The sequence below is a fragment of the Kocuria sp. KD4 genome (assembly GCF_011769905.1).
GTDB classification, from domain to species: domain Bacteria; phylum Actinomycetota; class Actinomycetes; order Actinomycetales; family Micrococcaceae; genus Kocuria; species Kocuria marina.
The window spans coordinates 1,834,504-1,857,074 of record NZ_CP050449.1; the positions used below are offsets into that span (position 1 = coordinate 1,834,504).

Below are 22,571 nucleotides of genomic sequence, written 5' to 3' on the forward strand. Positions count from 1 at the left end.
AAGAACCCGATCTAGTGGTGGCCCGAACGAACCCATCGCCGCTGGCGCCAGGGTGAAGCCCACCGTGGCGTTTACAGTGCACGATCTCCTCGCCCAGTGGGACGTGCAGCGTGCCCTTATCCACGGACACTGTCTCGACCTCGCGCACCCTGCCCCGTGGAAGCACCGCCTTGCTGAGCCGAACCTCGCCGCGATGTGGGAGAACTATCGTAAGTGGGATACCGACGGGCGCACTCTATGAACAAAGCCCCCCGAGGAGTATTCCTCGGGGGGCTTGTGTGCGTTCCGGCGTGTTAAATGGTGGGAGGCCGCGCCCCTAAGGGGGTGCGGCCTCGACCACTTCTTTCTTTCATGTTAATCCCGGCGGTGTCTTACTCTCCCACACCCTTCCGAGTGCAGTACCATCAGCGCTGTGGGTCTTAGCTACCGGGTTCGGGATGGGACCGGGCGTTTCCCCCACGCTATAACCACCGGAAACCCTGCCACCAACCCCCACACGGTTACTAACCAGCAACCATGCGTGGGGTGATGAAACCATGGGGTCCCGTGTTTCGTGGACCAAGCTTTATTATATTACCAACCACTACCCCGGCCCACCCATCAGCCCACAGGCTGGGGGGTGGGGGGTTGTTGGTGGTCAACCACATGGTGGACGCGAACATCACATTCTTCGAATGAAGGCTGTGTGTGTAGAAGTCTTCGGTGTATTAGTACCAGTCAGCTCCACGTCTTGCAACGCTTCCACATCTGGCCTATCAACCCAGTCGTCTACTGGGCACCTCACACCCCACAAAGGAGGTCAGGAAATCTCATCTCGGAGCAAGCTTCCCGCTTAGATGCTTTCAGCGGTTATCAATCCCGAACGTAGCTAATCAGCGATGCTCCTGGCGGAACAACTGACATACCAGAGGTTCGTCCGTCCCGGTCCTCTCGTACTAAGGACAGGCCTCCACAAATTTCCAACGCACGCAGCGGATAGGGACCGAACTGTCTCACGACGTTCTGAACCCAGCTCGCGTACCGCTTTAATGGGCGAACAGCCCAACCCTTGGGACCAACTCCAGCCCCAGGATGCGACGAGCCGACATCGAGGTGCCAAACCATGCCGTCGATATGGACTCTTGGGCAAGATCAGCCTGTTATCCCCGAGGTACCTTTTATCCGTTGAGCGACGGCCATTCCACAATGTACCGCCGGATCACTAGTCCCGACTTTCGTCCCTGCTCGAGCTGTCACTCTCACAGTCAAGCTCCCTTGTGCACTTACACTCAACACCTGATTGCCGACCAGGCTGAGGGAACCTTTGGGCGCCTCCGTTACTCTTTAGGAGGCAACCGCCCCAGTTAAACTACCCATCAGGCACTGTCCCTGACCCGGATCACGGGCCGAAGTTAGATATCCAGAGTGACCAGAGTGGTATTTCAACAACGACTCCACCACCACTAGCGTGACGGCTTCACAGTCTCCCACCTATCCTACACAAGCCACACCGAACACCAATACCAAACTATAGTAAAGGTCTCGGGGTCTTTCCGTCCTGCTGCGCGAAACGAGCATCTTTACTCGTACTGCAATTTCGCCGAGTTCATGGTTGAGACAGTAGGGAAGTCGTTACTCCATTCGTGCAGGTCGGAACTTACCCGACAAGGAATTTCGCTACCTTAGGATGGTTATAGTTACCACCGCCGTTTACTGGGGCTTAAATTCTCCGCTTCAACCCCGAAGGGTTTAACGAGTCCTCTTAACCTTCCAGCACCGGGCAGGAGTCAGTCCGTATACATCGTCTTACGACTTCGCACGGACCTGTGTTTTTGATAAACAGTCGCTTCCCTCTAGCCTCTGCGACCCCGACCAGCTCACACCGCGTGGGTGTTCACCAACCAGGGCCCCCCTTCTCCCGAAGTTACGGGGGCATTTTGCCGAGTTCCTTAACCATGATTCTCTCGAACGCCTTAGTATTCTCTACCTGATCACCTGTGTCGGTTTAGGGTACGGGCGACTAGAACCTCACGTCGATGCTTTTCTTGGCAGCATAGGATCACCGAATTCCCTCACCTAAGAGAGTCCCATCACATCTCAGGCCCATGACCCGCGGATTTACCAACGGGTCGCCCTACATGCTTAGACCAGGACAACCATCGCCTGGCTCGGCTACCTTCCTGCGTCACACCTGTTAACACGTTTACCTCCCCGGATCAGGTCCCACGCTCCCCACACACTCCCGTGACCGTAAACGGCCACGGATCGTGATGGTTCGGGTGGTTAGTATCCCCGGTTCGATAGGGTCGGTTCTTCGTCGGTACGGGAATATCAACCCGTTGTCCATCGACTACGCCTGTCGGCCTCGCCTTAGGTCCCGACTCACCCAGGGCAGATTAGCTTGACCCTGGAACCCTTGATCATCCGGCGGACGGGTTTCTCACCCGTCTATCGCTACTCATGCCTGCATTCTCACTCGTTGAGGTTCCACCACTGGGTCACCCCGCAGCTTCACTACCCCAACGACGCTCCCCTACCCACAACACCACCTCAACCACAAACGGCTCGGCTATACGGTGTCATGCCACAACTTCGGCGGTGTACTTGAGCCCCGCTACATTATCGGCGCGGAATCACTTGACCAGTGAGCTATTACGCACTCTTTCAAGGGTGGCTGCTTCTAAGCCAACCTCCTGGTTGTCTAAGCAACTCCACATCCTTTCCCACTTAGCACACGCTTAGGGGCCTTAGTTGATGGTCTGGGCTGTTTCCCTTTCGACTATGAAGCTTATCCCCCACAGTCTCACTGCCACGCTTACACTTCACCGGCATTCGGAGTTTGGTTGACGTCAGTAACCTTGTAGGGCCCATCAGCCATCCAGTAGCTCTACCTCCGGGAAGCAACACGCAACGCTGCACCTAAATGCATTTCGGGGAGAACCAGCTATCACGGAGTTTGATTGGCCTTTCACCCCTACCCACAGCTCATCCCCTCCATTTTCAACTGAAGTGGGTTCGGTCCTCCACGCGCTCTTACACGCGCTTCAACCTGGCCATGGGTAGATCACCCCGCTTCGGGTCTAGATCACGCCACTACACAACGCCCTATTCAGACTCGCTTTCGCTACGACTACCCCACACGGGTTAATCTCGCGACGTAACACTAACTCGCAGGCTCATTCTTCAAAAGGCACGCTGTCACCCCAAAAGGCTCCAACGGCTTGTAAGCACACGGTTTCAGGTACTATTTCACTCCCCTCCCGGGGTACTTTTCACCATTCCCTCACGGTACTGATCCGCTATCGGTCATCAGGAAGTATTCAGGCTTACCAGGTGGTCCTGGCAGATTCACACGAGATTTCACGGGCCCCGTGCTACTCGGGAACAACGTCACACCACGCACACCACGGTTTCGTCTACGGGACTCACACCCCCTACGGTCTGGCACTCACCACCAGTTCGACTACCACAGCGCCACAGCGCCCGGGGTGGCGACCCCGAGAACAACGCATCCCACAACCCCGATCATGCAACCCTCGCCAGGTATCACACACAACCGGTTTAGCCACCATCCGCTTTCGCTCGCCACTACTCACGGAATCACTATTGTTTTCTCTTCCTATGGGTACTGAGATGTTTCACTTCCCCACGTTCCTCCTCGCACCCTATGAATTCAGATACGAGTGACCACGCATGATACGCAGCCGGGTTACCCCATTCGGAGACCCTCGGATCACAGCTCGTTTATCAGCTCCCCGAGGCTTATCGCAGATTTCCACGTCCTTCATCAGCTCCTGATGCCAAGGCATCCACCGTGTGCCCGTAACAACTTCTACGCCACACAACACAAAATAATCATCAAAGAACACACCACACACACCCACCACACCACCACAACCAGGAATCCGAAAACCCCTCGACCGTGATCATCGTGTGACCAGATGCACGCGGCGTCAAAGATGCTCGCGTCCACTATGTAGTTGACAAACAACAACCCACCAACACCACACACCCACCACAATGGATGCGTCAGTGTCCCAGGAAACCAACCAACGTAACTTGTTGATCGACAACCCAACAATGTGCCACCACGAACCCCCACACACACCACCACCAACCATCCAAGCCGGCAGTGTTCCCGTGTGCGTAGTATCCGTGTCCGCTTGCTGATATTCCACCCATGAGCAAAACACCCACCACCGACTCAACGGCGCACCACGATCTCGTGGTCTGTGGGGCCACCAGCCACCCGGCCGGTTAGCGTGCTCCTTAGAAAGGAGGTGATCCAGCCGCACCTTCCGGTACGGCTACCTTGTTACGACTTAGTCCCAATCGCCAGTCCCACCTTCGACGGCTCCCCCCACAAGGGTTAGGCCACCGGCTTCGGGTGTTACCAACTTTCGTGACTTGACGGGCGGTGTGTACAAGGCCCGGGAACGTATTCACCGCAGCGTTGCTGATCTGCGATTACTAGCGACTCCGACTTCACGTGGTCGAGTTGCAGACCACGATCCGAACTGAGACCAGCTTTTTGGGATTAGCTCCACCTCACGGTATCGCAACCCATTGTACTGGCCATTGTAGCATGCGTGAAGCCCAAGACATAAGGGGCATGATGATTTGACGTCATCCCCACCTTCCTCCGAGTTGACCCCGGCAGTCTCCTATGAGTCCCCACCATCACGTGCTGGCAACATAGAACGAGGGTTGCGCTCGTTGCGGGACTTAACCCAACATCTCACGACACGAGCTGACGACAACCATGCACCACCTGTACACCAGCCCCACAAGGAGGAAAACCCATCTCTGAGCCGATCCGGTGTATGTCAAGCCTTGGTAAGGTTCTTCGCGTTGCATCGAATTAATCCGCATGCTCCGCCGCTTGTGCGGGCCCCCGTCAATTCCTTTGAGTTTTAGCCTTGCGGCCGTACTCCCCAGGCGGGGCACTTAATGCGTTAGCTACGGCGCGGAAAACGTGGAATGTCCCCCACACCTAGTGCCCAACGTTTACGGCATGGACTACCAGGGTATCTAATCCTGTTCGCTCCCCATGCTTTCGCTCCTCAGCGTCAGTAACAGCCCAGAGACCTGCCTTCGCCATCGGTGTTCTTCCTGATATCTGCGCATTTCACCGCTACACCAGGAGTTCCAGTCTCCCCTACTGCACTCAAGTCTGCCCGTACCCACTGCACACCCGGGGTTAAGCCCCGGGCTTTCACAGCAGACGCGACAAACCGCCTACGAGCTCTTTACGCCCAATAATTCCGGACAACGCTTGCGCCCTACGTATTACCGCGGCTGCTGGCACGTAGTTAGCCGGCGCTTCTTCTGCACGTACCGTCACTTTCGCTTCTTCCGTGCTGAAAGAGGTTTACAACCCGAAGGCCGTCATCCCTCACGCGGCGTCGCTGCATCAGGCTTGCGCCCATTGTGCAATATTCCCCACTGCTGCCTCCCGTAGGAGTCTGGGCCGTGTCTCAGTCCCAGTGTGGCCGGTCACCCTCTCAGGCCGGCTACCCGTCGTCGCCTTGGTAGGCCATTACCCCACCAACAAGCTGATAGGCCGTGAGCCCATCCACAACCAGTACAAACCCTTTCCACCCCCCACCATGCGACAGGAGGTCATATCCAGTATTAGACCCAGTTTCCCAGGCTTATCCCAGAGTCAAGGGCAGGTTACTCACGTATTACTCACCCGTTCGCCACTCATCCACCCAGTGCAAGCACCAAGCTTCAGCGTTCGACTTGCATGTGTTAAGCACGCCGCCAGCGTTCGTCCTGAGCCAGGATCAAACTCTCCGTCAAAAAACATTCAACAGAAACCACCCCACCACCACACCAAACAGCGCAGCAGAACCAGGGCAGGATCCCAGCTGACACCCAACACCCCCAGGAAACGGGAAAACACCCAGGGGACTGTCAGGCCATCAACCAAAAACAAAAAAACTTTGGTATCAACAAACTAGACACACTATTGAGTTGACAAACAACAAACCACACCACACAGCCCCTCACCAGGGCCACAACGGTCGGTTGTCCGATCGAACCGCTCGGGGCCGATCGACGATTTCGGTAGCTGCCTCTCGGATCGAACCTCTTCGGTCCGCCGCGAAGCGACTCATCAAGCTTAGTTCCGCGTTGCTCGGCGTGTCAACTTGACTGTTCAAGCCGATTCGCTTCGCGCTGCCGAATGCCAGGTAACCATAGCATGAACGAGGTCCGACATGTCGGGCTGATCTTTGCTGGTTACCCCGCGGCTCCGGTTCCTTCTCGGTTCCTCGCCGCGGCGACTCGGAATACATTACACACAAGCCGGGACCGGCGCAAAACGCTGGCCCCGGCTCGCGGGTGCTCCGCCGTGCGGCGGTTCCGGGCGTCCATGCCCGGGGTATGCGACCAGGGGCCCGACGGGGACCCGGTGCCCGACGATCAGCTCCCGACCGTGACGGCTGCCAGGTTCTTCTTGCCCCGGCGCAGCAGTGCGAACCGACCGTGCAGCAGGTCGTCCGCGGTCAGGGTGGCGTCCTCCCCCGAGAGCTTGCGGTTGTTGACGGAAGCACCGCCCTCCTTGAGCGTGCGCCGCGCGGCGGACTTGGATTCCGCGAGGCCCGTGGCCACGAGCAGATCCACCACGGCGTGCTCACCCGGTGCGACCTCCGCGTGGGGCAGCTCTGCCGCGACCGCCGCGAGCGTGTCTTCGTCCAGGTCCTCGAAAGAACCCTTGCCGAACACGGCGGCGGACGCCTCGATCGCCTTGCGCGTGGCCTCGGGCCCGTGCACCAGGGTGTTGACGTCCGAGGCTAGGATCTTCTGGGCCTCACGCCGGAAGGGTTCCTCCTCGGTGAGACGCTGCAGTTCCGCGATCTCCTCGCGAGTGCGGAAGGTGAAGACCTTGAGTCGATCCGCCACGTCCGCGTCCGCGGTGTTGAGCCAGAACTGGTAGAAGGCGTAGGGCGAGGTCAGTTCCGGATCCAGCCAGATGGCATTGCCCTCCGACTTCCCGAACTTGGTGCCGTCCGAGTTGGTGATCAGCGGCGTGCCGATCGCGTGCACCGTGGCGCCCTCGGCCTTGCGCACCAGGTCGGTGCCGGAGGTGAGGTTGCCCCACTGGTCGGAACCGCCGGTCTGCAGGACGCAGTCGTACTGCCGGTACAGGTTGAGGAAGTCCAGTCCCTGCAGGATCTGGTAGCTGAACTCGGTGTAGGAGATCCCCTCTTCCGAGTTCAACCGCTTGGCCACGATGTCCTTCTTGATCATGGTGCCCACGCGGAAGTTCTTGCCGATGTCCCGCAGGAAATCGATCGCGGACAGCTGGGACGTCCAGTCCAGGTTGTTGACCATGCGCGCGGGATTGTCCCCCTCGAAGGACAGGAATCGCTGGACCTGTTCGCGCAGCAGGTTTACCCATTCGGCCACGGTCTCGCGCGAGTTCAGGACGCGTTCCGAGGTCTGCCGCGGATCACCGATCAGCCCGGTGGACCCGCCGACCAGACCGATCGGGTGGTGTCCCGCGAGCTGGAGTCGGCGAAGCAGCAACAACTGCACCAGGTGTCCCAGGTGCAGGGAGGACGCCGTGGGGTCGAACCCGCAGTAATACGTGATGGGACCACCGTCGAGCGTTTCCTGCAGGGCCTCCGCATCCGTGGAGACCTGCACGAGTCCGCGCCAGTTCAGCTCCTCCCACAGGGAGGAGAAGGACGGATCGTTGTGCTGGGTGCTGAGATCGGTGGTTGACACGTGGACTAAGTTATCAGGCCGCCGTGGGGTCCCCGGCGCCCGGTTCCCCGGGTTGCGGGGTGATCCCGTCGGGCAGTCCGTGGGCCGCCACGAGGTACAACCGCTGGGTGGGACGGGTCATGGCCACGTACAGATTTCCCGGGCCCCCGGCGGGGTCGTCCGCGATCTCCGTGGGTTCCACGACCACTACGGAATCGAACTCGAGGCCCTTGGCATCCCACGGGGTGAGCACCATGATCCGCCGGTCCAGGCTGCGCATGCCCGCGGCCACGAGCCCCGGGAAGGCCTCGTCCAGGGCCTTACCCACCGCGGCCAAACGTCCCCCGGGACACACCACTCCCACGAGACCCCCGGCGAGCCGCTCCAGTTCGCGCCGCACCTGCGCCACGATCTCCGCGGCCAGCTCCGCCTCGACGGCCACCGGCACGATCACGGGCGGATCGCCGCCGCGCACCGCCGTGGGATCGGAGACCGCGATCCCCGTAGCCTGCGCGACCCGCACCGCGGCGTCGGCGATCGGTTGCGGGGTGCGGTAGTTGACCGTGAGTTCCTCGAGCGTGAAGCGCTCCCCCACGAACGGCTCGAGCGCCTCGTCCCAGGTCCGGGCCGCCGCCGCGTTCCCCGCCTGGGCGATGTCCCCGACCACCGTGAAGGACTTCAGGGGGCACCGGCGCATGAGCACGCGCCACTGCATGGGCGAGAGTTCCTGCGCCTCGTCCACGACTACGTGCCCGTACGCCCACGTACGGTCCGACGACGCCGCTTCGGCCGCCGTCATCCGGTGCGGCGCCTCAGCGTTGAAAGACGTGAGCTGTTCGACCGTGACGACGCCCTGGGCACCGATGTCCTCGAAACCCTCCGCCATGGCCTCGAGCGCCTTCTGCGCCGATTCCTGGGCCTTGCGCTCCTCGAGCGAACGGTCTCCGCGCACCTTGATACCGGCGGACTCGAAGTCGCCCAGCAGTTCCGCGGCCTCGTCCAGCAGGGCGACGTCGGGTACGGTCAACGGCGCGTCGACGGGCCGCAACAGGCGCGAGACCTGGGCGTCCGAGAGCCGCGGGGCGGCGGAGCGCAGGTAGTGTTCCTTGGTGAACAACTGAGCCACGAGTTGCTGGGGTGTCAAGGGCAACCACAGCAGGTTGAGCGCGATGCGTACCTCTCGGGACTGTCGCAGGTCCTCCTTGAGGTACGAGCGGTCCATCGTGGTCCCGGCCTTCTCGTTGAGCTCGTCCCCGAGGTTCTGGGCGAGCTCCTTGACGATGACCTTCACGAACGTCTCGCGGGCCTCGTTGTGCGGCTTGCCCGTGGCGCGCGCACGCTCCCGGGCCCGGCGCACGAGCGAGGGTTCGAGCCGCACGCGGTGGCCGTCCACGGTGAGCCACTGCGTGCGCTCGGGAACCTTCTCCCGGTCAGCAACGGCACGCTTGATGACGTCCACCATGTGCAGCCCGGACTTCCAACGGGTCACCCAGGGGTCGGTCTCGACCGTGCCGTGCACACCCGGATAGAGGTCCGCGAGGGACGACATCACCACGCCGGTCTCCCCGAGCGCCGGAAGCACGCGTTCGATGTACCACAGGAACGACGACGACGGACCCACGATCAGCACACCCGACTTGGCGAGCCGCTCCCGGTGTTCGTATAACAAGTACGCGGCACGGTGCAGGGCCACGGCGGTCTTGCCGGTACCCGGGCCACCCTGGACCACGCGCACCCCGGACAGCGGGGCGCGAATGATGCGGTCTTGTTCGGCCTGGATGGTGGCGACGATGTCCGTCATACGGCCCGTGCGCTCGGAGTTCAGGGCCGCGATGAGCGCGCCCTCGCCGTGCACAACCTCGGCGTCGGAGACGGCACCCGGATCCAGGACGTCGTCCTCGAGGGCGGTGACGTCCCGCCCGTCCATGATGAGGTGGCGTCGACGCACCAGGTCCATGGGGTTGGCGGCGGTGGCCTGGTAGAAGGCCCCGGCCTCGCGGGCCCGCCAGTCCAGTACGAGCCGGCGGTGGTCCTCCGTGGCCAGTCCGAGCCGGCCCACGTAGTGCCGCTCCCCCTCGGTGGTGTCCAGGCGACCGAAGACCAAACGTTCATCCACCGAGTTGAGTTGGGTGAGGCGGTCCTCGTAATGCGTGGCGAATGCGTCACGTTCGGAGCGCGCCTGGTGTCCCCCGCCGAAGTTCGTGGTCCGGACGCGGCGCAACTCGTCCGCATTGAGTTGCCGCAACTCGTCCAACCGGGCGTAGGCCTCGGCGACGTAGCGCCGTTCCTCCCCCAGTTGCCGGGACACCTCCACGGATGCGGATTCCTCCACGCACTTCACCTCACGCACACTGCCGACGGGTCCGGTCGCTCAACCGGCGATCGTCTATCCTACCGCTCGATCCGCGCGACTCCCCCGTCACACGCGCAACAGTGCGCGCACGCGATGCCCACCCAGTTGGGCCCGGCCGCGCAGCGCAGTCAGCTCCATGATCACGCCGAAACCCGCGACGTTGTACCCGCCGCGCGTCAACAACGACGCCGTGGCACCCAGGGTCCCGCCCGTGGCGAGGACGTCGTCCAGGACCAGGACGCGCGAACCGCGGGGAGCGTCGTCGGTGTGGATCTCCAGGGTGCCCGTGCCGTACTCGAGGTCGTAGGCCTGGGAGATGGTCTCGCGCGGGAGCTTGCCCGCCTTGCGCACCGGGATGATCCCCACCCCGGACGCGTACGCCACGGCCGCGGCGATCATGAATCCGCGCGCCTCCACACCGGCCACGCAGTCGTACTGGCCGCGGAAGGCGTCCACGAGCGCGTCCACGGTGCGCTGGAAACCGTCCCCGTCCGCGAACAGGGGCGTGAGATCGCGGAAGAGCACCCCCGGCTCGGGATGGTCGGGGATCTTGGCGCACAACCGGTCGATCATCTGTTCCACGGATTCAGTCACCGCTCCATCGTATCCGGCGCACCGCGCGGCGGGCGGTGCGCTAGCGCGTGCGGCGGCGTTTGACGGTGGCCTTGCGGTAGGGGGAGACCGTGGGGTCGCCCGGCAGTGCGTAGCGCCACGGGTACGCGTCCGTCCCGCCTTCCCCGGACACGCCCGTCCGGGCCGTCACGACGACGTCGCTCGCGGGGCGTTGCGCCAGGACCAGTCCGGTCCACGTGTCCTCACCGCGCCGTTCGACCTCCTCGCGCGCCCGGGCCACGGGATCGGGGGCGGTGCCGAGATCGGCGAGCGCGGCGCCGTCGTCGTCGCGGGTCAGTGCGAGGGCTTGCGCCACGTTGCCGGGCCCGCGCGCGAGCGAGGCGAAGGCCGGTGCGGAACTGCGGTTCGCGAGCCTACGCTGCGTGGCCACCTCGGAGCCCAGCACGACCTCGCCCGAGCGGATCAGGACACCGCCCCCGACGCCCTCGGGCCGGCACACGAAGTTCACCGCGTGATGCAGCCCGTACGTGAAGTACACGTAGACGTGCCCGGGCGGGCCGAACATCGAGGCGTTGCGCGCCGTGCGACCCCGGTAGGTGTGTGCCCCGGGATCCGGCAGGTCCGAGTCCTGCGGGCCGCCGTAGGCCTCCACCTCGGTCAGCCGCAGCCCCACCGTGCCCCCGGGGCGCGCGCACACGAGGACGGCGCCGAGCAGCCGGGGAGCGACGTCGGGGGCCGGGGCGAGGAGAAGCTCGTGCAGTCCGGCCGTCACGAGACGACGGGCTCGCGCGCGGCGAAGGCGTCCAGCTCCGCGAGCTGCCGTTCGAGCTCGGTGAGCTGTTGGGCGACCGCGTCCGGCGCGGTGCCGCCCTGGGAGTTGCGCGAGGACAGGGAGCCCTCGACCGTGAGCACCTCCCGGACCCCGGGCGTGAGGTGCGGGGAGATCGCTGCGAACTGCTCATCGGTCAGGTCCCACAGCTCGATGCCCTCGTCCTCGCACACGCGCACGGCCTCCCCGGAGACCTCGTGCGCCTCGCGGAACGGGACGCCCTGGCGCACGAGCCACTCGGCGACGTCGGTCGCGAGCGCGAAACCCTGGGGGGCGAGCTCGGCGAGGCGCTGCGTGTGGAACTCGAGGGTCGCCATCATGCCCGTGACGGCGGGCAACAGAACCTCGAGCTGGTCGATCGCGTCGAAGACGGGTTCCTTGTCCTCTTGCAGATCCCGGTTGTACGCGAGCGGCAACCCCTTGAGGGTCGCGAGCAGACCCGCGAGGTCACCGATCAACCGCCCGGCCTTACCGCGCGCGAGTTCCGCGACGTCCGGGTTCTTCTTCTGCGGCATGATCGATGAGCCGGTCGAATAGGCGTCGTCCAGGGTCACGAACGAGAACTCCTTGGTGGCCCACGTGGTCACCTCCTCGCTCATCCGGGAGACGTCCACGGCGGCCATGGCGCACACCCACGCGAACTCCGCGTAGACGTCCCGCGACGCGGTGCCGTCGATCGAGTTGAACACCGCGGAGTCGAAGCCGAGCTCGGCCGCCACGGCATTGGGGTCCAGGCCCAGCGACGATCCCGCGAGCGCGCCCGAACCGTACGGGGACACCGCCGCACGGTTGTCCCAGTCGGCGAGCCGCTGGACGTCCCGCAGTACCGCCCACGCGTGGGCGAGCAGGTGGTGGGACAGCAGCACGGGCTGGGCGTGCTGCAGGTGGGTGCGCCCGGGCATGGGGGCGTACGGGTGGCGCCGCGCCTGCTCCACGAGGGCTCGCACGAGCTCCAGCAGGTTGCGCGCGATGATCGAGGCGTGGTCGCGCAGGTACATCCGACCCAGGGTCGCGATCTGGTCGTTGCGGGAGCGACCTGCGCGCAGCTTGCCGCCCAGGTTCGCCCCGGCGCGCTCGATGAGCCCGCGCTCGAGGCACCCGTGGACGTCCTCGTCCGACGGCGACGGCGCGTACGCCCCGCTGCGCACGTCCGCCTCGAGCCGGTCGAGTGCGTCCAGCATCCCGCTCAACTCGTCCTCGCTCAACAGGCCGGCCGTGTGCAGCACGCGGGCGTGGGCGCGGGACCCCGCGATGTCGTACGGCGCCAGACGCCAATCGAAATCGGTGGACTTGCTCAGCGCGGCGAGGGCGTCCGCGGGCCCGCCCGCGAATCGACCGCCCCACAGGGCGCCCTCGTTGGTTCCGTGCTGCTCGTGCTGGGCCATGATGCTCCTCGTGGACGTCGTGGGACCGTGGATTGCCGGACACTCACCCGGCGTGGGGAACGGCCGGGCTCCAGTCTAGGAGCCCGGCCGTTCGCGATGATGTGGTGATCACCCGCGCACTGGGGCGCGGGAGGCGGATGTCAGCCCTCGGCGAGGCCCTGCTCGCGGCGGGAGGCCACCTTGGAGGACATCCCGAACAGTTCGATGAACCCGCGGGCGTTGGACTGGTCGAAGGAGTCACCCTCGTCGTACGTGGCCAGGTTGAAGTCGTAGAGACCCGTGGACGAACGCCGCCCGGTTACGGTGGCCCGGCCCGCGTGCAACTCCATGCGGATGTCACCGTTGACGTACTTCTGGGTGTCCTCGATGAACACGTCCAAGGACTTCTTCAACGGGGAGAACCACTGGCCGTCGTAGACGAGCTCGGTCCAGCGCTGACCCACGGTCTTCTTGAAGCGGGCCTGCTCGCGCTCGATCGTGACGTTCTCGAGTTCCTTGTGCGCGGCGATCAACGCCATGGCACCCGGGGCCTCGTAGATCTCGCGGGACTTGATGCCCACGAGCCGGTCCTCAACGATGTCGATCCGTCCCACACCCTGGGCACCCGCGCGGCGGTTGAGCTCCTGGATGGCCTGCAGCGGCGTGACGGGCTTGCCGTCGAGCGCCACGGGCACGCCCTGCTCGAACGTGATCACGACCTCGTCCGCGGCGGGCGGGAACGTGGGATCGTCCGTGTAGTCGTAGACGTCCTTGGTGGGCGCGTTCCAGATGTCCTCGAGGAACCCGGTCTCCACCGCGCGGCCCCACACGTTCTGGTCGATCGAGAAGGGGTTCTTCTTGGTCGTGGCGATCGGCAGGTTGTTGTTCTCCGCGTACGTGATGGCCTTCTCACGGGTCAACGCGAGGTCACGTACCGGCGCGATGCACTTGAGTTCGGGACCCAGGGTCTGGATGCCCACCTCGAAGCGCACCTGGTCGTTGCCCTTGCCCGTGCAGCCGTGGGCCACCGTGGTGGCACCGAACTGCTTCGCGGCCTTCACGAGGTGCTTGACGATCACCGGGCGGGAGACGGCCGAGACCAGGGGGTAGGAGTCCATGTAGAGACCGTTGGCCTTCAACGCGGGCATGCAGTACTCGCTCGCGAACTCGTCACGGGCGTCCGCGACGTACGCCTCCACGGCACCGCAGTCCAGGGCGCGCTGACGCACGGTCTCGAGGTCCTCGCCACCCTGTCCGACATCCACGGCCACGGCGATGACCTCGGCACCGGTGGCCTCACCGATCCACCCGATGGCCACGGACGTGTCCAATCCGCCCGAGTAGGCCAATACCACGCGATCACTCACGGTGCTTTCCTCCACAACTGCTCGACGACGCCGACTACGCGGGAGTGCCCCGCGGCTCATGCATGACTATACACAGCAATCAGTATTTATGCATCGAGGGTCAGTTCGCGCTTGAGGATCTTGCCCGTCGGGCCTTTGGGCAGCTCGTCCGTGACGCGGTAGATGCGGGGGTACTTGTACTTGGCCACCCGTTCCTGCACGAACGCGTCCAGCTCTTGCGTGAGCGCCTCGCGGCCCTTGGACTCGAGCACCCCGGACTCGAAGACCACCACGGCCCCGACCTCCTCGCCGTGCTTCTCGCTCGGGACCCCCAGCACCGCGGCCTCCACCACGCCGGGGAACTGGTAGATGGCCTCCTCGACCTCGCGCGGGTACACGTTGTAACCGCCGCGCAGGATCATGTCCTTCTTACGGTCCACGATGAAGAACGCGCCGTCCTCGTCCTCGCGGGCCATGTCACCGGTGTGGAACCAGCCGCCGCGCATCGCGTTCTCGGTGGCTTCGGGCTTGTTCCAGTAGCCCTTCATCACGTACTGCCCGCGCACCACGAGCTCACCGACCTCGTTGGTGGGGACCTGCTGGTCGTCCCCGTCCACCACGCGCAGCTCCGCACCGCGCACGGCCGTGCCGATGGAGCCCGGCTTGCGCTCGTTGCCCGGCTGGTTGAAGCACACCACCGGCGAGGTCTCGGACAGCCCGTACCCCTCGAACACGGTGGTGTTGAAGACCTTCTCGAACTTGACCATGACCTCCACGGGCATGGGGGACCCTCCGGACACGCCGGCACGCAGGTCCACGCCCTCGACGGCCTGCGGGTCCTGGTTGGCCTGGTGCAGCAGGGCCACGTACATGGTGGGGACCCCCGCGAAGATCGTGACACCGTCGCGGCGCAGGATCTCCAGGGCCTTGCCCGGGTGGAAGCGGGGCAGCAGAGTCACGGCCGCACCGCTGCAGATCACGCCGTTGAGCGCCACCGTCTGGCCGAACACGTGGAAGAAGGGCAGCCCACCGAACATCACGTCCCCGTGGTGCAGGTTGAACACCTCGCCGGCGACCTCGGCGTTGGTGAGCAGGTTGTGGTGGGTCAGCTCCGCCCCCTTGGGGCGGCCGGTGGTCCCGGACGTGTAGAGCAGCACGGCCGTGTCCGAGTCCTGACGCTCCACGACGTCACGGTCGGGATCCACACCCTGGAGGCGCTCCACCGTTCCGCGGGCGCTGATGGGCAGCACATTGAGGCCCTCGATCTCCTCGGCCGCCTTCTGGCTGGCCTGCGCCATGTCCTCCCACGCGAGCACGAAGGAGCACCCAGAGTCCTGGAAGTGGTAGGTGAGCTCTCGGGGCGTGAGCAGGGGGTTGAGGGGGACTACGATGCCGCCGGCGCGCAGGATCGCGTAGTACAGCACGGCCATGTGGGGCACGTTGGGCAGCACGAGGGCCACGCGGTCCCCCGGTCGGATGCCGTTGGCCTTGAGCAGCGCCGCGCCGCGGGCGGAGAGATCGTCCAGCTGCCCGTAGGTCATGTGCAGCTCGTCGAGAATGATCGCGGGATCGGACGTGTACTGGGCGGCCGAGGTGGTGAGCAGGGTAGCCAGGTTGGTCATGGGTCCTCCAGAAGACGGTGTGAGTTCTAACACGTGATACTGCCCGTATCGGATATTCGAGTCAAACGTCGACCCCGCCCGGATTCCGCGTGCGACACTAGACAGCGCCGCACGCGACGAGCCCCGGCCGCCGCTCTCCGCAATCCCGTCAATTCGTTCCCGGGCCACGGGCCGTGGCCCCCGCACAGGAGGATCCCCCGTGACCGACCAGCACAGCAACGCGCAGAGCCCCCAATTCACCGAGGCGGAGCTGGCCTACGTCTCATCCCTGTTCGACGCCGCCCGCAACGGCGACACCCAGCTGCTGAGCTCTGCGCTCGACGCCGGGGTGCCGGTCAACCTCACGAACAGCAAGGGGGACACCCTGCTGAACCTGGCGGCGTACCTGGAGCGCGAGGAGACGGTGGCCATGCTGCTCGCCCGCGGCGCGGACACCGAGCGCGTGAGCGACATGGGCTTCACTGCCCTGGTCTGTGCGGTGTTCCGCGGCAACGAGCCCATTGCCCGCGCGCTGCTCGAGGCGGGGGCGGGCCAGGCCACGGGTCACCAGCACGCACAGGACGTGGCCCGCGTCTTCGGCCAGGAGCACCTGCTGCCGCTGCTGGAGAGCTACGAGACGCGCGAGGCCTGAACCGGGCGGACGGCACCTGCTCTTCCAGGGGCTGGGGGCCCACCGCCGGGAGGTGGCACGGGCGCGGACGGCGCGCGGGCGGCGTCGTCCGCGTGCCTGGTGGGCGCGCTCAGCGGGCGAGGTCCAGGAACTTCCGCGCGAGCTGCTCCCCGCCCTGGGGATCCCGGCTGACTACCATGATGGTGTCGTCCCCGGCAATGGTGCCGAGCACCTCGGGGAGCAGCGAGTGGTCGATCGCCGAGGCGAAGTACTGCGCGGCCCCGGGCGGGGTGCGCAGGATCACGAGGTTGGCGCTGCCCTCGGCCGTCACGAGCAGCTCGCGGCACAGTGCGGCGAGCTTGGCGTCGGTGCTCTCGCGGGTGACGCCGCTGGTCGGGGACCGGTCCACCCCCGCCTGGGGAACCGCGTAGACCATGCCCCCGCTCGCGGAGCGCACGCGCACCGCCTCGAGTTCCACGAGGTCCCGGGACAGGGTCGCCTGGGTCACCTGGATGCCGTCCGCCGCGAGCAGTTCGGCCAGTTCGGCCTGCGAGTGGACGTCTCCTCCGGTCACAAGTTCGAGGATCCGGGCCTGGCGCGCCGTCTTGGTCGTGGGGATGCTCACCGTGCCTCCTCCCGGCGCAAGGCGGCGGGCAGGTCCGCGGCCAGTCCCGAGGAATCCAGCAGGAACGTGAGCAGGGCCTTCTGCGCGTGCACCCGGTTCTCGGCCTCGTCCCACACCCGGGACGCGGGGCCGTCGATCACGTCCGCGGCGACCTCGAAGCCGCGGTAGGCGGGCAGGCAGTGCAGGAACACGGCGTCGTCGGCCGCGAGCGCCATGGCCTCGGAGGTCACGGAGTACGGCGTGAAGATCTGCGCGCGCTCGGTTTTCTCGCTCTCCTGGCCCATGGACACCCACGTGTCGGTGACGACGGCGTCCGCGTCCTTCAGCGCCTCTCTCGCGTCCGTGGTCACGAGCACCGAGCCGCCGGTGAGCTCGGCACGTTCGCGGGCCGCGGCGACGACGTCCTCGCGCGGCAGGTAGCCTTCCGGTCCGGCCACGCGCACGTGCATGCCGGCCGTGGCGCAGCCGAGCAGGTAGGAGTTCGCCATGTTGTTGGCGGCGTCCCCCAGGTAAACCAGGGTGCACCCGGCCACGTCCCCGAACTCCTCGCGCAGCGTCAGCAGGTCCGCGAGGATCTGGCACGGGTGGTAGTCGTCGGACAGGGCGTTGATCACCGGGACGTCGCTGAACTCGGCCATCTCCTCGAGCCCGGACTGCGCGTACGTGCGCCACACGATCGCCGCGAGCATCCGGGAGAGCACGCGGGCGCTATCCGCGACGGTTTCCTTGTGGCCCAGCTGGGACTCCCCCGGGTTGATGATCAGCGGGTTGCCGCCCAGGTCGCTCACCCCGGCCGCGAACGAGACGCGGGTGCGGGTGGAGGTCTTGTCGAAGATGATCCCCACGGTCTGCGGACCCGCGAGCGGGCGGCGGGAGAACCGGTCCGCCTTGAGCGCGGCGGCAAGGTCCAGGACCCCGGACTGTTCCTCGGGGGTGAGATCGGTGTCGACCAGGAAGTGACGGGGCACGGGGGATTCTCCTTCGGGTGTGGTGCTGTCCGGGGCTCAGCGGGCGCGGACGGTCTTGAGCACATGCGGCAGGGCCTCGACGAATGTGTCCGCCTGCTCCGCAGTGATGATGAGAGGCGGCGCCAGACGCAGCGTGGTGGGTCCGGTGGCGTTGAGGATGAATCCCGCCTCGCGCGCGGCGGCGACGACGCGCTGGGCCATGGGGTCCCCGGAGGTCCCGGCGTTCTCCGCGTCCTCGGTGTTCTCCGCGACGAGGTCCACGCCGACCAACAGACCGTACTGGCGGACCTCCCCCACGCCGGGAACCTCCCGCAGCCGCTGCGCGAGGTGGGCTCCCACCTCCCGGGCGTTGACGAGCAGGTTCTCGTTCTCGAGGGTCGTGACAGTCGCGAGTCCCGCGGCCATCGCCAGGGGGTTGCCCCCGAACGTGGTGCCGTGCTGACCCGCTCCCAGTAGGGCCGAGACCTCCGGTCCCGCCGTGAGCATGGCCCCCACGGGGAACCCGCCACCGAGCCCCTTGGCGAACGTCACAGCATCCGGGAACTCACCCCGGGGCAGCTGGGCGGTGGCGGCGAGCCACGCGCCGGTGCGGCCCATCCCGGACTGCACCTCGTCCACGATCAGCAGTGCACCGCGCTCCTGCGTGAGCCTGCGGGCCAGTGCCAGGAACCCCTCGGGTAGCCCGTGCACGCCGGCCTCGCCCTGGACGGGTTCTACGATCACCGCACTCACGGTGTCGTCGAGTTCGCGCTCGAGGGCCTCCGCCGTGGCCGGGATGTGGGTGACCCCGGCGGGCAGCGGTTCGAACGGTTCGCGGTAGGCCGCCTTGGCCGTAAGTGACAGGGATCCCATGGTCCGGCCGTGGAACGAGTTCTCGAGTGCGAGCACACGCGTCCGGGGCCGACCCTGCGCGTCCGGGTGCGCGCGGCCGTGGCGGCGCGCGAGCTTGAACGCGGCCTCGTTCGCCTCCGAGCCCGAGTTCGCAAAGAACACGTGGGAGCCCTCGGGCGCCCCCGTGACCTTGAGCAGTTTCTCGGCCAGGTGGATACTGCCCGGGGACGTGAACAGGTTGGAGATGTGCGCAAGGGTTCCCGCTTGCTCCGAGACCGCCCGCACCCACGCGGGGTGCGCGTGGCCCAGGGCGTTCACCGCGATCCCCGCGAGCAGGTCGAGGTACCGCTTGCCGTTGGCATCGGTGACGTGCACGCCCTCGCCCGACACGAGCACGAGTGATGGATCCCCGAACACTCCCAGAAGGTGTTCCTTGTACTCCCCCAGCAGTTCGTCCTGGTTGCTCATGAGTGCTCAACTCCGTCCGGTGTGACCTCTGTGCCGATACCCGTGTCCGTGAAGATCTCCAACAGGGACGAGTGCTCCGTGCGCCCGTCCACGATGCTCGCGCGCGGCACACCGCCGTCCACCGCTCGCAGAGCCGCCCGCATCTTGGGGATCATCCCCGATTCGAGCTCCGGCAGCATCTCACGCAGTTCCGCCGCGGATAGGGACGAGATCAGCGACGAGCGATCCGGCCAGTCCGCGTAGAGCCCCTCGACGTCTGTGAGGGCCACGAACTTCTCCGCGCCCAGGGCCACGGCGACCTCGGCGGCCGCCGTGTCCGCATTGACGTTGAGGACTTGCCCCGTGAGCGCACCCCGCCCCGCGGCGTCGTCGTCCGAATCCGCGAGCTCCGGGGCGATCGAGGCGATGACCGGGATCTTGCCGATGTCCAGCAGCTGCTCGACCGCGACCGTGTTGACGCGCGTGACGGTACCGACGAGACCGAGGTCCAGGGGCGCGCCGTCGGACCCGGTGCGCACGCGGCGCGCCTGCAGCAGCCCCGCGTCCTCGCCGGACATGCCCACCGCGTACGGGCCGTGGGCGTTGATCAGGCCCACGAGTTCCCGCCCCACCTGCCCGGTGAGGACCATGCGGATGACCGACATGGCCTCGGGCGTGGTCACGCGCAGACCGTCCTTGAACTCGGACGGGATGTTCAGGGACTCGAGCATCGCGCTGATCTGCGGGCCGCCGCCGTGGACCACGACCGGGCGGATGCCCACGTGGCGCAGGAAAACCATGTCCTCCGCGAAGGCGCGCCGCAGGTCGTCGTTGATCATGGCGTTGCCGCCGTACTTGAAGACCATGGTGGATCCCGCGTAGCGCTGGATCCACGGCAGGGCCTCCATGAGGGTCTCCGCCTTCGAGCGGGCCGTCTCGTACCTGGTGTTATCGCTGAGTCGTGACATGGTGGGCGCGCTAGCTGGAGTAGGCGCTGTTCTCCTCGACGTAGTTATGGGTGAGGTCGTTGGTCCACACGGTCGCGCTCGCGTCCCCGGCCTTGAGGTCAATGAGGACGTCCACAGCGCGCGACGCCGCGAGGTCCACGCCCTCGCGCGGATCACCGATCGCGCCGTTGCGGCACACCGTCACGCCGTTGATGGTGACGTCGATCCGGTCGGGGTCGAACTGGGCGTCCGTGGTGCCCACCGCCGAGAGCACACGCCCCCAGTTGGGGTCGTTACCGAACACCGCTGTCTTGAACAGGTTGGAGCGGGCCACCGTGCGGGAGACGTCCTCCGCCTCGGTCTCCGTGGCCGCACCCACCGTGGTGATCGCGATGTCGTGGGAGGCGCCCTCCGCGTCCGTGATCAGCTGCTGCGCGAGGCTGTGGCACACCGCGGTCAGTGCGTGCGTGAGCTCCCCCTGATCCGGGCGCTGCGCCGAGGCGCCGGAGGACATCAGGACCACGGTGTCGTTGGTGGACATGCACCCGTCCGAGTCCGCGCGGTTGAACGTGACACGGCACGCCTCCTTCAGGGCGAGCGAGAGCTCCTCCGCGCTCAGGACGGCGTCGGTCGTGAGGACCACGAGCATGGTGGCAAGCCCCGGTGCCAGCATGCCCGCGCCCTTGGCCATGCCGCCCACGCTCCACCCTGCACCGCTCACGCAGGCCTGCTTGGGGACGGTGTCCGTGGTCATGATGGCCTCCGCGGCCTCCGCCGCGGCACGCTGCCCGGGTGCGAGCGCGGCCACGACGGCCGGGACCCCGCCGCGCACGACGTCCATCGGCAGCTGTTCCCCGATCAGCCCGGTGGAGCACACCAGAACCTCCCCTGCTCCGATGCCCAGCTGCCCACCCACCAGCTCGGCGGTCTCGTGCGTGTTCTGGAAGCCCTGCGGGCCGGTGCACGCGTTCGCCCCGCCCGAGTTGAGCACCACCGCGCGGGCACGGCCCTGCCGGATCACCTCGCGGGACCAGTGGACGGGGGCGGCGGCCACGCGATTGCTGGTGAATTGGGCGGCCGCGGCGTCGTCGGGCCCGGTGTTGACCACCAAGGCGAGGTCACGGCCACCCGACTTCTTGAAGCCGGCCACCACGCCAGCGGCGCTGAAACCGGCCGCGGCGCACACGCCGGAGTCGGTGCTCACGGAGACGTCGGGAAAGGGGTTGTGCGAGGACATCGCAGCTCCTGGTTCGGACGGGCGGTCGAGCGGGAACCCGGGATTCACGGTGCCACGCCCTGCGCAGCGAGGCCCGAGGTCTCGGGGAGACCGAGGGCCAGGTTGAGGGACTGCACGGCGGCTCCCGCCGTCCCCTTGGTCAGGTTGTCGATGGCCGCGCTCACCACGAGCCGCCCGGCGTGCGGGTCCACGGCCAGCTGCAGCGCCACGTGGTTCGAGGCCTGCACCGACTTGGTGGTGGGCCACTGCCCCTCGGGCAACAGGTGGACGAACGGCTCGCCGTCGTACGCGGCGCGGTAGGCTTCCCGCACAGCTTCCTCGGTCGTGCCCGGGCGCAGCGCGGCGGTGGCCGTGGTGAGGATGCCGCGGGGCATGGGGGCCAGGGTGGGGGTGAACGAGATCCGCACGCCCTCACCTGCCGCCCATCCCAGCCCCTGTTCGATCTCCGGGGTGTGCCGGTGCCCGCCGCCGACGCCGTACGGGGACATCCCCCCCATCGTCTCGGCACCGAGCAGGTGAGGTTTCAGGGCCTTGCCCGCGCCCGAGGTCCCGGACGCGGACACGATCACGATGTCCTGGGGAGACACCAGTCCCGCCGCCAGCGCGGGTGCCAGCGCGAGCAGCGATCCCGTGGGGTAGCAGCCAGGGACGGCGATCCGGGTGGCGCCGGGCAGGTTCTCTCGCTGCTTGCGGCCGTTCGGGTCCACGAGCAGCTCGGGCAGCCCGTAGGGCCACGTGCCGGCGTGGTCTGAGCCGTAGAACGCTCCCCACGCTTCGGCGGACTCGAGCCGGTGGTCCGCCCCGGCGTCGATCACGACCGTGCCTGCGGGCAGCTGCTCGGCCAGCGCCGCGGACTGACCGTGGGGCAGGGCCAGGAACACGACGTCGTGGCCCGTGAGGTTCTGCGCGGTGGACTCGACGACGTCCCTGTCCGCGAGCGCGTGCAGGTGCGGCTGGAGCGCCCCGAGCTTCTGCCCGGCGGAGGAGTGGGCCGCCACGGTGGCGATCTCGATGTCCGGGTGCCCGCACAGCAGACGGAGCACCTCTCCCCCCGCGTAGCCGGTGGCGCCTGAGACTGCAGCGGTGTAGGTCATGGGCTCCACCATACCGTATTCCTATGCACT

General features: G+C 66.1%; 14 protein-coding genes and 3 rRNA genes. 1 reads left to right on the top strand and 16 read right to left on the bottom strand.

What is annotated here, in order from left to right:
• Positions 1–358 precede the first annotated feature (358 nt).
• The 10 genes from rrf to HBK84_RS08280 form a co-directional block, all read right to left on the bottom strand.
• Positions 359–475: ribosomal RNA gene (rrf, locus tag HBK84_RS08235) — 5S ribosomal RNA — on the bottom strand.
• A gap of 212 nt (positions 476–687) precedes the next feature.
• Positions 688–3,815, bottom strand: a 23S ribosomal RNA gene (locus HBK84_RS08240).
• A 437-nt stretch (positions 3,816–4,252) separates the two neighbouring features.
• Positions 4,253–5,784, bottom strand: a 16S ribosomal RNA gene (locus HBK84_RS08245).
• The 16S, 23S and 5S rRNA genes sit together here, the layout of an rRNA operon.
• Before the next feature lie 624 nt (positions 5,785–6,408).
• The gene (tyrS, locus tag HBK84_RS08250) at positions 6,409–7,716 is read right to left on the bottom strand and encodes a tyrosine--tRNA ligase (RefSeq protein ID WP_144998790.1); all 1,308 of its coding nucleotides are present in this window, start codon (positions 7,714–7,716) and stop codon (positions 6,409–6,411) included.
• A 13-nt stretch (positions 7,717–7,729) separates the two neighbouring features.
• Positions 7,730–10,027 (bottom strand): AAA family ATPase, encoded by a 2,298-nt coding sequence (locus HBK84_RS08255; protein WP_370520521.1) that lies wholly within the window; start codon positions 10,025–10,027, stop codon positions 7,730–7,732.
• An 87-nt stretch (positions 10,028–10,114) separates the two neighbouring features.
• Positions 10,115–10,642 carry an adenine phosphoribosyltransferase gene (locus tag HBK84_RS08260; RefSeq protein WP_064845919.1) on the bottom strand — a complete coding sequence of 176 codons (528 nt, stop codon included), beginning with the start codon at positions 10,640–10,642 and terminating at the stop codon, positions 10,115–10,117.
• Positions 10,643–10,682: 40 nt separating this feature from the next.
• Positions 10,683–11,393: a DNA-3-methyladenine glycosylase gene (locus HBK84_RS08265; protein WP_167318635.1), complete on the bottom strand. Its 711-nt coding sequence runs from the start codon at positions 11,391–11,393 to the stop codon at positions 10,683–10,685.
• Positions 11,390–12,835: an argininosuccinate lyase gene (gene argH, locus HBK84_RS08270; RefSeq protein ID WP_064845921.1), complete on the bottom strand. Its 1,446-nt coding sequence runs from the start codon at positions 12,833–12,835 to the stop codon at positions 11,390–11,392. The genes HBK84_RS08265 and argH overlap by 4 nt, the downstream gene beginning before the upstream one ends.
• A gap of 140 nt (positions 12,836–12,975) precedes the next feature.
• Positions 12,976–14,181, bottom strand: coding sequence for an argininosuccinate synthase (locus HBK84_RS08275; RefSeq protein ID WP_064845922.1), 1,206 nt, complete (start codon positions 14,179–14,181; stop codon positions 12,976–12,978).
• A gap of 86 nt (positions 14,182–14,267) precedes the next feature.
• A complete protein-coding gene (locus HBK84_RS08280; protein WP_144998793.1) occupies positions 14,268–15,782 on the bottom strand; it encodes a long-chain fatty acid--CoA ligase in 1,515 nt (504 codons plus the stop codon).
• Positions 15,783–15,981: 199 nt separating this feature from the next.
• Here HBK84_RS08280 and HBK84_RS08285 point away from each other — a divergent pair, with 199 nt between their 5' ends.
• Positions 15,982–16,413 (top strand): ankyrin repeat domain-containing protein, encoded by a 432-nt coding sequence (locus HBK84_RS08285; RefSeq protein ID WP_085106711.1) that lies wholly within the window; start codon positions 15,982–15,984, stop codon positions 16,411–16,413.
• Positions 16,414–16,522: 109 nt separating this feature from the next.
• Here HBK84_RS08285 and HBK84_RS08290 read toward each other — a convergent pair whose 3' ends face one another.
• From HBK84_RS08290 to argC, 6 genes are read right to left on the bottom strand one after another with little or no spacing between them, the layout of a single operon-like run.
• Entirely contained in the window at positions 16,523–17,017 is a 495-nt protein-coding gene (locus HBK84_RS08290) for an arginine repressor (protein WP_064845925.1), read from the bottom strand.
• Positions 17,014–17,985: an ornithine carbamoyltransferase gene (gene argF / locus HBK84_RS08295; RefSeq protein WP_167318636.1), complete on the bottom strand. Its 972-nt coding sequence runs from the start codon at positions 17,983–17,985 to the stop codon at positions 17,014–17,016. The genes HBK84_RS08290 and argF overlap by 4 nt, the downstream gene beginning before the upstream one ends.
• A gap of 36 nt (positions 17,986–18,021) precedes the next feature.
• Entirely contained in the window at positions 18,022–19,284 is a 1,263-nt protein-coding gene (locus tag HBK84_RS08300) for an acetylornithine transaminase (protein WP_167318637.1), read from the bottom strand.
• Positions 19,281–20,231: an acetylglutamate kinase gene (gene argB, locus HBK84_RS08305; RefSeq protein WP_085106707.1), complete on the bottom strand. Its 951-nt coding sequence runs from the start codon at positions 20,229–20,231 to the stop codon at positions 19,281–19,283. The genes HBK84_RS08300 and argB overlap by 4 nt, the downstream gene beginning before the upstream one ends.
• 10 nt (positions 20,232–20,241) lie before the next feature.
• Entirely contained in the window at positions 20,242–21,447 is a 1,206-nt protein-coding gene (argJ, locus tag HBK84_RS08310) for a bifunctional glutamate N-acetyltransferase/amino-acid acetyltransferase ArgJ (protein WP_167318638.1), read from the bottom strand.
• Positions 21,448–21,491: 44 nt separating this feature from the next.
• Positions 21,492–22,541, bottom strand: a complete 1,050-nt coding sequence (gene argC, locus HBK84_RS08315) for an N-acetyl-gamma-glutamyl-phosphate reductase (RefSeq protein ID WP_064845981.1) — start codon at positions 22,539–22,541, stop codon at positions 21,492–21,494.
• Positions 22,542–22,571 lie beyond the last annotated feature (30 nt).